We start from the raw sequence: 11,421 nt of genomic DNA, 5'->3' as shown, positions 1-11,421 counted from the left end.
CTTGATGTTGTTACAAATCGCGTTTCTTCAACAAGGCGTAGGATAAATAGATGAAAATGGCCGTCCAGATAATGACTATGAAGAACTCATACCAATAAACATGGTAGTCAAACTTCATATTCTCTCCAATCTGTTGTCCTATGTTTTGAACCGCAGAGAGCCTTGTAAAGGGTTCTTTTATCAAGTTGGACATGGATTCCAACGGAAAGAATCTTTTTACTGCTTTAGCAGCTTCCCAGCTCATAACTTTCCAGCCCAATAAACCAAATACCACTTGCTCAAATATGGTCCATAAAATCAGGAAACCGAGCGCAAAAGCAGAGCGTTTTACCAAAATCCCCAAGAAAAGACAGAAAGAGAAGAATCCGACCAACTTAATAAAGAAAGCGGGCAAAAACTCCAAATCAGAGAATATGATGGACACTTCGTTGTAGTCCGAATAGGCCAAACCAAGAATCATGGATACCACAAAAACAAATATGGTGGATATGAGCGCAAAAGAGATTACCGTGAGAACTTTGGAAGTAATGAATTCCTTTTTGGATAATCCGTCTATCAAATTTTGTTTTATGGTCTTGTTGCTGTATTCGTTGGACATCATGGAAACTATAACAATGGCCAGAAACAGCTTAAACAACGCCGTAACAAAGGTGTTGAAGTGCCATATGTATGGGAAGTTGAATATTCCCTGATCGGCAAGATGGAACTCTACCGGGCCAATATCAAACTTAATTGCTGCAATGAGGGCGATGGAAGTCAAGAGCACAAAATAGGAGATGATCAGTACCTTGCTGGCCCTATTGTTCCACAGTTTTATAAATTCTATTTGTAGGAGACGTAACATTCGTTTTTTGATTATTGGTTTTTGGTCAAGGTTAAAAATTGTTCTTCGAGGCTTTCCTTTCGTTTTACAAGATGCGAAAGTGTAATTCCTTTATCAAACAGCATTTTGTTCAAGCTTTCAGCATCCATTTCCTCTTTTAAATAGGCAGTAAGGGTACCGTTGAAGTTTTCTATCTTGCCAAAACTGGCACTTTTTTCTAAGAGTTCCTGTAATTGGTCCATGTTGTTCGACCTCAATTCAAAAAAGCCATGACTTGCCAACATACTGTCCACAGGTCCTGAATACAGGTTTTCGCCCTTGCGAAGAATGATGACGTGTGAACATACCTTCTCTACTTCGTCCAATAGGTGGGAGGCTAATAGAATAGTGGTGCCTTGACTTGCAATTTTCTTGATGATTTCCCGTATCTGATGGATCCCCTGAGGATCTAAGCCATTGGTAGGCTCGTCCAAAATCAATATTTCAGGGTCGTTGAGCAGCGCAGAGGCAATGGCCATCCGCTGTTTCATACCCAACGAATACGTTTTGAATTTACTGTTGCGACGGTCCCACAACCCCACCAATTCCAGTTTTTCTTGAATTTTGGTTTCCGGCACATTTTTTATTTTGCAAACCAGTCTTAAATTCTGGATGGCGTTCATGTACGGATAAAAATTGGGGCGTTCAATAATGGCGCCAACCTTTTTTAAGGCGTCGTGGGTTGATGTGGTTCCATCGAACCAGCTAAAATCACCTGAAGTACGGTTTACAACATTTAGAATGATACCCAAGGTTGTGGACTTGCCACTTCCATTGGGTCCCAAGATGCCATAAACATTCCCCTTCTCAATAGTAAAGGAGAGGTCGTTGACTGCAGTGAGATAACCAAATTTTTTGGTAAGATGGTTAACGGTTAGTATTGTTTCCAAGATATGCTATCGTTTTTTGAATGGTTTATACTAACTTGACGAAGTATATTGCAATTTGTTACAAATAATTGAATACAATGTCGGAAGAAAAATTGATGTCGAAAAAGAAACCTGCCTATCCCATAAGCAAGGATTTGGATAAATATTTGAAATATTACAATCGAAAAATAGAGATTCCCATCCATTACGATGATTTACTTCGGTTTTCGGGAAGTGTAGCCGTGTACGATGCCAATGATGAGGATACCCTTTGGGTAAGGGTGTTTTATCCAGAGTTCGACCGCGACGAAATAGATTTGGCACTAAAACGGGTGTATTCCAACTTTGTTTCGGATGGAAGCGATTCCATTTTCCCCTATTTAAATGTAGATTATGTGGATTATTGCACTTTTGGGAACTCAAAACCCTTCAGGATTAAAGTACGTAACATCTTGAACGATAACTATACCCTGTTCTATGTAAAAAAGACAGATGCATCCCGTGTATATGGCTTGGAGCTCGAACACATGCTATCTCCGTACAACCTCAATTTTGTGATTTACGAAAATACCTTGATAGAAGAACACATTGTTGGTATACCAGGGGATGTTTTTATGAAGAAAAATCTGCCCAAGTGTACCGAGTTTGATAAAGCACAGATTGCCAAGGAGTTCGTGAAATTTAACGAACGATGTATGATTCGTTTGCTGGGCGATATGCGTTCCTATAACTATGTTATAGTTCCTACTCACGATTTTGATAGTGTGGTCTATAAGATAAGGGCCATAGATTTTGACCAACAATGTTATGAAGGAAAAATAAAAGTGTACCGCCCCCAATTTTTTAAGGAGAATAAAACAATGGTCGATCTGGTGCAGGATAAATTGACCATTGATTCCGTAAACCAATATATTGTTGAGGAACGTTCCATTATCGCTAAAAGAATATTGAGTTGGGGTAGAAGGCTCAAACGACTATTGGATGTGTGCAAAGAAGACACCATTGCCCCTCCAGAAAATATAGAAATGCTTAAAACCCAATTGTTGGAGCTAACCGGAGACATTAATTTTAGGGACAGCAACACCATGGGGGAGGTATTGATTCACGCCCTGGATTTTGTAAAACGAAATTACGAAGATGTAAGCATGCGAGAGATTATAGAAAAGAAATTCTAACTTTTCTGTTCCTTGTTGAAATATACTAGGTAATAGTACATCTGGCGTTCTTCGTCCCAACCCTTTTCCACAAATTTTTCGGCGGATTCTGGGTTGATGAAATCCATTTTTATCTGAATGTTGGTGTCCAGATTAATGACGTTCTTTATTTTTTTACGGGCATCGCTCACGGCCTTGTTGGCAATGTCAAAATTGGAAACGTCCTCAATGCTGTATTTTGGGCCTTTTTCTACTTTGTAGTGCTTGAACTCAGGGATAAGTTCTGGGTTTTCCATGACCTCGTTCAAAAATGAGGTTTCCTCAAAATTGTCGTTTTTGGCAAAGTGGTTCACAGCACGGTTCATAAACATTACTTCCTGTTGCTTGTCCTCGGCAGGTAAAACCACATCTTTTGCAAAGTTTTGACAGAATTTAAGGTAATTTTTGGTATAAAAGTTTTCATCCGTTAATGGGGTAACGCCCAAAAAGTTCTCCAACCAATATTTGGCGTCATATCGATTGCTGTCCACCGATAGCACTTTGTACCCTTCTTCTTTGCCAATATTGAAAACAATGCAGCCCTTGTCCAGCTTGTTGATGTTGATTCCTTGACGAATCAAGATCTTCAAATTATGTTCGTTCTCTTCAAATTGAAGAAAATCGTGCTTCAACTCGCTTTTAAAAATACCCACCGCATCCGTTTTTTGGTTGTCGATGACCATATCCGAAAAATGCACCACATAAACTTCCCCACTTTTTATATGCGGGTGGTTGGATTGCTCAAAAAGGTGTGTGGTTATTTTTTTGGAAAGTCTGTGGTTGTCGGATGGATTTTCGAATATCCCTGAAACCGCCGTGTAGACCTCGTTGAACTCTAAATCCACCTCATGGCCGAACTTATAGTAATTCTCCTCCTTTTCCCTGAAAGGTTTAAAAAAGTACTCTTTTAGCAGACCGGACATTTCATCGTTGAGCGAAAAAGGCTCTGCGGACAAAAAAGCGGATTCGTTTTTACTTTTATTGCCTACACGGTGAAGCGAAATGCTTTCAATCTGGGCAGAATATAGGTTTAGCATTTTTAGGTAAAGTGTTAAGGGTTAAAACTTAGGTGAAGCTTTCTTTTAATTCCAGTTTTCGTCAAAGTCCATATCGTCATATCGGTCTAGGAGGTCGTCAAAATCACCTTCGTCATCGCTTGGCTTTGCTTCAAACTGTTTTTCGGGCGGGGCATCTGGCAATTCCCCAAAAGTGAACAGCAAGTTGGGATAGACCCGGCCGTCCTCTTTATCAACAATATCGGCCAATTCCACAAAAAAGGTCCACATGCTAAAAAAGTCGTAAACATAGATCATTTTTGGATTGTCCTCCGTTAAAACATCGTCAAGGGGTGTTTCGTTCATCAATCGGATATCGGAACCGCTCTCGCTCATGTCAAAAAGGGCAATTTCCTCATCTTGGTTCCATTCTTCATCACAGGTGTAAAAGGAGGCCATTTCACTTCCTTCAAAACCAAAAGCTTGGGTTATGGCATTGTGGAAATCCTCCAGATTACTTTGGTCCTCAATTTCGATATCACGAAAGATATCTTCCTCAGCATCAAGTATTATCCTGATTTTATAAATCATCCATCAAATTTTAGAGTGGACACAAAGGTACAATAATAGACCTTATTTGGCGAACCTGTGCAATGTAAAAGTCATGGCAGCCAAAAGGAAAAATGCACCGATTTGATGCGCAATTCCCAACCAAAGGGGAACGGCATAAATTAATGTGAGCACACCCAATACAAATTGAACAAAAACCAAGACCAATAGTGTTTTCAACCCTTTTTCTTGAAGCGGAGTTGTCTGTATTTTACGTGTTCTGTACCAAATCAATGCAATAAAACCAACTACAACATAAGCCAGATATCGGTGTACAAATTGCACGCCGCTTTTCCCTTCATAAAAGTTTTTGATGACGGGTTGTTGCTCAATGTATACGGTTTCGTGCATCAGCTTGCCTTCATTCATCAAGGGCCAATGGTTGTGTATAAAACCTGCGTCCAAACCTGCCACAAAGGCACCCCAGATAATCTGTATCAAGAGGAGAACAAGCCCAACTCGAATCAGGTTCCTGATTTTTATATTGATTTCTTTTCGCTTAGGATAAATAAGGTCCAGTGCCACCCATAAACTATAGGCAAAGGTGAGGAATGCCGTGGTCAAGTGAGCCGCCAACCTGTAGTGAGATACATCGGGGCGGTCCACAAGGCCACTTTTGACCATGTACCAGCCCAAAAAACCTTGAAATCCGCCCATAAAGAGCAGAATCAGGCATTTTTTAATGGTGGGCCTGTCCAGTTTTTTGGTGAACAAAAAGTATAAGAACGGCAAAATAAATACCACGCCGATAAATCTACCTATAACCCTGTGCAGCCATTCCCAGAAGTAGATGTCCTTAAACTCCTCGATTCCAAAATGGTAGTTTAACTTTTGGTACTCTGGATATTGTTTGTAGAGGTCAAAAGCCTCTTGCCATTCCTGCTCGTTCATGGGAGGAATGGTCCCATGAATCAATTTATAGTCGGAAATGGAAAGTCCAGAATGCGTAAGACGCGTGATACCCCCGACCAAAACCATGACAAAAATGAGAAAACATCCGGTTAACAACCAATACACTACATATTTGTTCTTTTTCATTCAGAGTGGACTTTTAGGTTCATTTTTTTGCCTTTTTCCAACATAAACTGATAGGCGGCCTCGTATTCGTTGGGAATTTCGCCCTCTAAAATTGCTTCTTTAATGGCATCTTTGATGATGCCAATTTCTTTGGAAGGTTTCAGGTTGAAGGTCTTCATGATCTCTTCACCGGAAACAGGTGGTTGAAAGTTTCTGATATGGTCCCGTTCTTCTACCTCGACTATTTTTTGGCGAACTATTTTAAAGTTGTTCTTGTATTTTTTCTGTTTGCGCGGGTTCTTGGTCGTAATGTCGGCTTCGCAAAGCGTCATCAAATCTTCCACAAAATCACCTGCATCAAAAACCAACCGCCTTACCGCGGAATCGGTCACATGATCCTCGGAAAGGATGATGGGCCTTGAACTCATCAATACCATTTTTTGAACGAATTTCATTTTCTCGTTCAAAGGCATTCGCAGTCTTTTGAAGAGCTTGTACACCATTTTTGCCCCAACAAATTCGTGCGCATGGAACGTCCAACCGATTTTTTTATGGAATTTTTTGGTGGGAGCCTTGCCGATATCGTGCAGCAATGCGGCCCAGCGCAACCAAAGGTTGTCGGTGGTTTCGGCAATATTGTCCACCACCTCCAGAGTGTGCCAAAAGTTATCCTTATGGCGTTGGCCCTCTATTTCTTCAATGCCTTGCAGAGCAGTAAGTTCTGGCAATATTAATGGCAGAAGCTCAGTTTTGTGCATCAACGAAAATCCAAGGGATGGTTTGGAACTCATCAAAATTTTGTGGAGCTCGTCCACGATACGCTCCTTGGAAACTATTTTGATACGGTCCTTGTTCTCGGTAATGGCCTGAAGGGATTGCAGTTCAATTGTGAAATGCAATTGTGTGGCGAATCGGATGGCGCGCATCATGCGCAATGGGTCATCGGAATAAGTAATTGCGGGTTCCAAAGGTGTACGTATGATTTGCTTGTCCAAATCGGCCAAACCATCAAACGGGTCCAAAAGTTCACCGAAATTCGATTGGTTAAGCGCCAGGGCCATCGCGTTTATGGTAAAATCGCGGCGGTTTTGGTCGTCTTCCAAAGTGCCATCCTCCACAATGGGTTTTCGACTATCCCGATTGTAGCTTTCTTTTCGGGCACCCACAAATTCAAGCTCTAAATCTTTGTGCTTGATCATGGCCGTACCAAAATTCTTGAATACAGAGATTTCTGGTTTGCCCTTAAGTTTCGAGGCTACTTTTTTGGCAAGTTCTATTCCGCTGCCAATGGCAACAATGTCTATATCCTTTGGGGTGTTTCTTTTTAAAAAGTAATCACGTACAAAACCACCGATTACGTAAGAATCAACTCCCAGCTCGTCCGAAGCTTCGCCAATAAGTTTAAAAATAGGATGTTGTATTGCCTTTGTATGGAATTCCTTCGCCATTATTATTCCCGAATAACCTTCACCTGTCCGTCCGTACTTAGTTTAATGATGGAGGATGGGGAAGGGTTTATATTTTCATCGGGCAAATTTACCACATAGTCCACTCCTTTTAAAATTTCTTCATCAATATCCTTGAATTGTTTTGGGGTAGGATTACCCGAAATATTGGCCGATGTGGATACAATCGGTTTTCTGAATTTATTGATGAGGTATTGACAAAATTTGTCAGAAGCCACACGAATCGCCAGTGTATTGTCTTCTGCGACCAGATTTTCCGCTATCCCAATGGGTTCGTCAAAAACAATGGTGGTAGGTTTGGTTGCCAGGTCCATAATGTCGTAGGCCACTTCGGGTACTTCTTTAACATGCCGTTCCAACATGGCCTGGTTGGCCACCAAACAAATGAGCGCCTTGGTGTCTTCGCGCTTTTTGAGTGCATATACTTTTTTTACGGCTTCGGGGTTGGTAGCGTCGCAACCTATGCCCCAGACTGTATCGGTAGGGTAGAGGATAAGCCCGCCTTCTTGCAGTACTTTATTGCAGTTGTTGATTTCTTCGATCATTTAATTTGATTTTCTTCAAGAAAGCTGATGTAGTTGTTTTTTTGCGCTTCAAAACTCCATTTGCTTTCCAGATATTCCTTTTTTTCTCCTTTTCCTTGACTTATTTGCCCTAAAACCAATGTTAATCCTTTTGCCCCGTCATAAAGTATGGAATGCTTGTCAATGTCGGGAATATGATTCAACCCGATCGGAGAAATCAGGGTTTTTTGATACCCAAAGGCTTGGTTGTAGCAGCCCATGATTTTATACTTTGCGTAGTTATCTCCAATAGTGTCCAAAGGGATGAGGATATAGTCCGATTTTTTCAAGTAGTCATGGAAGACATCATTATCCAAGAAAGAATCAAAAGTCACAAAGTTTTCTTGGAGCTTGTTTTTTTGTATGAAATCAATGAATTCTATGCTTTTAGGGTCATTGGAATTGGTGCTTCCCAAAATCAGGATTTTCAACTTGCTTTTGGATTGTAATTTCTGAAGAGCTTCCGCCACCAAATAATAGTCTCTTCTTCCAAAATCAAGTTTGCCCGGTATACTGATCCAAATCTCATCATCTTGTTTTTTGATTGATGTTTCTTCGAAGGTTGGAAAAAAAATGGGGTGAAAACTCTGTAGCTGTATTGATTTGTCTTCCAGTTCGATGGAGTTTTCCAAAAAATCGTTGAGTACAAAGTAATTTTTTATGGACTTGCTGATGAGTTTTTGCGAAAAGCTATGGTTTACTTTTTTCAGGTTATGTAGTATACCGAATAATGATATCCTCTTTTTCAAAAGAAAACTCAATAGAATCACTTCCAGCCTAGAACTGGCCGTATTGAATATGACTGTTTTTACGTCTCTTTGATTTAATTGTCTTTTAAGTTTCCATAAGAAGTAAATACGACTGAAGAAATTCTTTTGATGTGAACGGTCAAATGTTATTACTTCTTCTGGAATATTCAAATATTCATAAGCCCGGTCCTTAATTTGACTGCTTACGACCAAGGTTAGAGTGTATCCAGCGGAATCGAGAAACTTTATCTGTGAATACAAACATTCATCATGATATGAGTTGAACTCAATAAGTGCTGCTTTCTTCATGGATAGTTTTTTGTATAGAACCGTACTTTTTTACAAAGTTATCTTTTAAATGGCAGACTTTAGTATTTTTGCTCAGATGAACCAAAACGGAACAGAATCACCGAAAATATCAGTAATCGTAAGCACTTATAATGCCGAGGAGTGGCTAAAAAAAGTGTTATGGGGATTCAATTGTCAGATTTTCAAGGACTTTGAAGTGGTTGTGGCCGATGATGGTTCTGGTCCCAAGACCAAAGAATTATTGGAAGAAATGGCCAGAAAGGTTTTTTACCCGATTGTCCATGTATGGCAGGAAGATGATGGTTTCCAAAAGTCAAGGATTTTGAACAAGGCTGTTGAGGCTTGTAATGCGGAGTACATCATCATGACGGATGGCGATTGTATTCCGAGGGAAGATTTTATCGAAGTGCACTACATCAACAAAGAACCCGGGTATTTTATTTCGGGTGGGTACTATATGTTGCCAATGAATATTTCTAAGATGATTACGTTGGAAGATATCGAAAAACAGCATTGTTTCAATATCCACTGGCTCAAGGAAAAAGGTATTCCAAAGACTTTTAAAAACAACAAACTCACGGCAAATGGAATTGTTTCCAAGTTGTTGAATACTTTTACTCCCACCAATGCCAGTTGGAACGGCCATAATTCCTCTGGTTGGAAAAAGGATATTTTAAACGTGAACGGTTTTGACGAGCGTATGCAGTATGGCGGACAGGACCGTGAACTGGGCGAGCGCTTGTTCAATTTTGGGATAAAATCGAAACAATTACGTTATAGTGCGGTCTGCGTGCATTTGGATCATAAACGGGGTTACAAAACCCCAGAGTCCATTGCAAAAAATCAATCAATACGCAAGGAAACAAGGTCGAGTAAGTCGGTTTGGACACACTACGGCATTACCAAATAGTAGGCGAGCTCGTTCTTTTTTTCCAGTCTTTTTAATTCTCTGAATCGTTCTAGAACCCCAAGGGCGTTAAGGTAGCAAATGGTCCATCCTTTTTTTCCATCCAAGAACCCGAGCCGGATAATGTAGTGGTTAAAGAACTTCCAAAAAGGTTTTACCGTCATTAAAAGATAATTGAAATGCTTTTCTTTATAAAAATCCTCTTTGGCTTTTAATTGGCCATACTTGAGCATTTTACCTTTGTAATCTTCATAATCCTTGTAGCAATAGTGAATCAGTTTTTCATTAAGAATACCGGATTGTCCATTGACCACTAAAGTTTCGTGCACAATTTTTCTATCGGTAAAATGAGCTTTGCTCTTTCGGAACAGTCTATAATTTTTATCGGTTTGCCAACCACTAAAGTTAAGAGGCTCGTTTTGGAACATAAACTTTCGGTAGAACCAATAGGCCTCATGGGCATTTGGGTTGTTGATGGTTTCAACGATTTCCTTTTGAAGGCTTTCTGTGACCACTTCGTCTGCATCCAAGAACAATACCCAATCATTTGTGGCCTGTTTAAGGGTGAACGATTTTTGAGCGGTAAAGTTTTCAAAAGGATTTTGGATTACCCGTACTTTTGGATGGTTCAAAAGATACTCGTAAGTACCATCGGTACTGTAGGAATCAACCACTAAAATTTCATCTGCAAAGGAAACGGAGTCGATACATTTTTCAATGTATCCCATTTCATTGTAGGTAATCACAAGTGCTGATATTTTTTGCTTTGGGGTGCTCAATTCAGCCATAATTTATTGGTATAGTGTTTAATTTTTACAAAACTATAACAAAAAAGTAGCGCAAAAATTGTTTGAACGTTTCTTTTTCTTACAAACAATCAACTCTCCAATTTCCCTACTTACTTTTTGTTAAAACTTCAAAATTTAATTCTAATAGGTATATTATAGAGGCTGAAAAAACAATAGGGTTGCTTCTTTTGCGTAAAAAAACAACCCTATCATTACTGTAATAATTTTATCTAAGCTCAAAAAAAATGAACCCACAGCCTTACACCGCTACATTATGCTCCCGCAAAGCATTGTTCAAAGAGGTTTTTTTGTCCGTGCTTTCTTTGCGCTTTCCAATGATCAGGGCGCAAGGTACTTGGTAATCTCCTGCAGGGAATTTTTTGGTATAGCTTCCCGGTATCACAACGGACCTTGCTGGTACGCGACCTTTCAATTCCACAGGTTCATTACCTGTTACATCAATTATTTTGGTGGAAGCGGTCAAAACCACATTGGCACCCAAAACGGCCTCTTTTTCCACACGTACACCTTCCACAACAATACATCTGGAGCCGATAAAGGCGTTGTCCTCTATAATTACTGGTGCAGCTTGCAAAGGTTCCAAAACCCCGCCGATACCAACTCCACCACTCAAGTGAACGTTTTTCCCAATTTGTGCACAACTTCCTACGGTGGCCCAAGTATCTACCATAGTTCCCTCATCGACATAAGCACCAATGTTAACATAACTGGGCATTAAAATGGTGCCTTGTGAAATATAAGCACCGTGTCTTGCTACCGCATGCGGTACCACACGAACACCTTTTTCTTTGTAGCCTTTTTTCAACGGGATTTTATCATGATATTCAAAAATGCCAGCTTCGAGCACTTCCATTTTTTGGATAGGGAAGTAAAGTACCACCCCTTTTTTTACCCATTCGTTTATCTGCCACCCATCTTCCGTGGGTTCCGCACATCGCAGTTCTCCTGAATCAATAAGCTTTACGACTTCGCGTATGGCGTTTTGAGTCTTTCTGTCCTCGAGCAACGCTCTATTTTCCCACGCTTTTTCAATTAGCGTTCTTAATTCTGTCATTTTCTTAAAGTTTTTACAA

General features: G+C 40.1%; 12 protein-coding genes. 2 read left to right on the top strand and 10 right to left on the bottom strand.

From position 1 onward, the window contains the following. Nucleotides 1–10: 10 nt before the first annotated feature. On the bottom strand, nt 11–844 hold the full coding sequence (locus GO009_RS08870; protein WP_163625849.1) for an ABC transporter permease: 834 nt from the start codon (nt 842–844) through the stop codon (nt 11–13). Nucleotides 845–855: 11 nt separating this feature from the next. Then, nucleotides 856–1,752: an ABC transporter ATP-binding protein gene (locus tag GO009_RS08865; protein WP_163625848.1), complete on the bottom strand. Its 897-nt coding sequence runs from the start codon at nt 1,750–1,752 to the stop codon at nt 856–858. A 77-nt stretch (nt 1,753–1,829) separates the two neighbouring features. On the opposite strand from GO009_RS08865, the gene GO009_RS08860 reads away from it, so the two are divergent. After that, the gene (locus GO009_RS08860; protein WP_163625847.1) at nt 1,830–2,906 is read left to right on the top strand and encodes a hypothetical protein; all 1,077 of its coding nucleotides are present in this window, start codon (nt 1,830–1,832) and stop codon (nt 2,904–2,906) included. Here the strand turns inward: GO009_RS08860 and GO009_RS08855 are convergent. Genes GO009_RS08855 through GO009_RS08830 form a run of 6 tightly spaced genes read right to left on the bottom strand, consistent with a single transcriptional unit; the run spans nt 2,903 to nt 8,632 of the window. Then, nucleotides 2,903–3,961: a nucleoid-associated protein gene (locus tag GO009_RS08855; RefSeq protein WP_163625846.1), complete on the bottom strand. Its 1,059-nt coding sequence runs from the start codon at nt 3,959–3,961 to the stop codon at nt 2,903–2,905. The two genes, GO009_RS08860 and GO009_RS08855, sit on opposite strands and share 4 nt — an antisense overlap. 45 nt (nt 3,962–4,006) lie before the next feature. Continuing rightward, nucleotides 4,007–4,510: a plasmid pRiA4b ORF-3 family protein gene (locus tag GO009_RS08850; protein WP_163625845.1), complete on the bottom strand. Its 504-nt coding sequence runs from the start codon at nt 4,508–4,510 to the stop codon at nt 4,007–4,009. A gap of 42 nt (nt 4,511–4,552) precedes the next feature. Continuing rightward, nucleotides 4,553–5,566 (bottom strand): COX15/CtaA family protein, encoded by a 1,014-nt coding sequence (locus tag GO009_RS08845; RefSeq protein ID WP_163625844.1) that lies wholly within the window; start codon nt 5,564–5,566, stop codon nt 4,553–4,555. Continuing rightward, nucleotides 5,563–6,993: an HD domain-containing protein gene (locus GO009_RS08840; protein WP_163625843.1), complete on the bottom strand. Its 1,431-nt coding sequence runs from the start codon at nt 6,991–6,993 to the stop codon at nt 5,563–5,565. The genes GO009_RS08845 and GO009_RS08840 overlap by 4 nt, the downstream gene beginning before the upstream one ends. Nucleotides 6,994–6,995: 2 nt before the next feature. Then, nucleotides 6,996–7,556 (bottom strand): L-threonylcarbamoyladenylate synthase, encoded by a 561-nt coding sequence (locus GO009_RS08835; RefSeq protein ID WP_163625842.1) that lies wholly within the window; start codon nt 7,554–7,556, stop codon nt 6,996–6,998. Beyond that, on the bottom strand, nt 7,553–8,632 hold the full coding sequence (locus tag GO009_RS08830) for a hypothetical protein (RefSeq protein ID WP_163625841.1): 1,080 nt from the start codon (nt 8,630–8,632) through the stop codon (nt 7,553–7,555). Before GO009_RS08830 ends, GO009_RS08835 begins: the two co-directional genes overlap by 4 nt. A 49-nt stretch (nt 8,633–8,681) precedes the next feature. On the opposite strand from GO009_RS08830, the gene GO009_RS08825 reads away from it, so the two are divergent. Continuing rightward, nucleotides 8,682–9,542, top strand: coding sequence for a glycosyltransferase family 2 protein (locus tag GO009_RS08825; RefSeq protein ID WP_239057427.1), 861 nt, complete (start codon nt 8,682–8,684; stop codon nt 9,540–9,542). Here GO009_RS08825 and GO009_RS08820 read toward each other — a convergent pair. Together GO009_RS08820 and GO009_RS08815 are read right to left on the bottom strand one after the other, a co-directional pair. Beyond that, the gene (locus GO009_RS08820) at nt 9,524–10,327 is read right to left on the bottom strand and encodes a glycosyltransferase family 2 protein (protein WP_163625840.1); all 804 of its coding nucleotides are present in this window, start codon (nt 10,325–10,327) and stop codon (nt 9,524–9,526) included. The two genes, GO009_RS08825 and GO009_RS08820, sit on opposite strands and share 19 nt — an antisense overlap. Before the next feature lie 259 nt (nt 10,328–10,586). Then, nucleotides 10,587–11,402, bottom strand: a complete 816-nt coding sequence (locus tag GO009_RS08815; RefSeq protein WP_163625839.1) for a 2,3,4,5-tetrahydropyridine-2,6-dicarboxylate N-succinyltransferase — start codon at nt 11,400–11,402, stop codon at nt 10,587–10,589. Between the last annotated feature and the right edge of the window lie 19 nt (nt 11,403–11,421).

It is taken from the genome of Allomuricauda sp. TY007, from assembly GCF_010468565.1.
Lineage (GTDB): Bacteria > Bacteroidota > Bacteroidia > Flavobacteriales > Flavobacteriaceae > Flagellimonas.
The sequence above is the reverse complement of the archived record's forward strand: the minus strand, read 5'-3'. Positions and strand labels throughout refer to the sequence as shown.

Coding starts and splice junctions, on each gene's coding strand:
- GO009_RS08870 (WP_163625849.1), bottom strand. CDS start 844: ATGTTACGTCTCCTACAAATAGAATTTATAAAACTGTGGAACAATAGG.
- GO009_RS08860 (WP_163625847.1), top strand. CDS start 1,830: ATGTCGGAAGAAAAATTGATGTCGAAAAAGAAACCTGCCTATCCCATA.
- GO009_RS08855 (WP_163625846.1), bottom strand. CDS start 3,961: ATGCTAAACCTATATTCTGCCCAGATTGAAAGCATTTCGCTTCACCGT.
- GO009_RS08850 (WP_163625845.1), bottom strand. CDS start 4,510: ATGATTTATAAAATCAGGATAATACTTGATGCTGAGGAAGATATCTTT.
- GO009_RS08845 (WP_163625844.1), bottom strand. CDS start 5,566: ATGAAAAAGAACAAATATGTAGTGTATTGGTTGTTAACCGGATGTTTT.
- GO009_RS08840 (WP_163625843.1), bottom strand. CDS start 6,993: ATGGCGAAGGAATTCCATACAAAGGCAATACAACATCCTATTTTTAAA.
- GO009_RS08835 (WP_163625842.1), bottom strand. CDS start 7,556: ATGATCGAAGAAATCAACAACTGCAATAAAGTACTGCAAGAAGGCGGG.
- GO009_RS08830 (WP_163625841.1), bottom strand. CDS start 8,632: ATGAAGAAAGCAGCACTTATTGAGTTCAACTCATATCATGATGAATGT.
- GO009_RS08825 (WP_239057427.1), top strand. CDS start 8,682: ATGGCAGACTTTAGTATTTTTGCTCAGATGAACCAAAACGGAACAGAA.
- GO009_RS08820 (WP_163625840.1), bottom strand. CDS start 10,327: ATGGCTGAATTGAGCACCCCAAAGCAAAAAATATCAGCACTTGTGATT.
- GO009_RS08815 (WP_163625839.1), bottom strand. CDS start 11,402: ATGACAGAATTAAGAACGCTAATTGAAAAAGCGTGGGAAAATAGAGCG.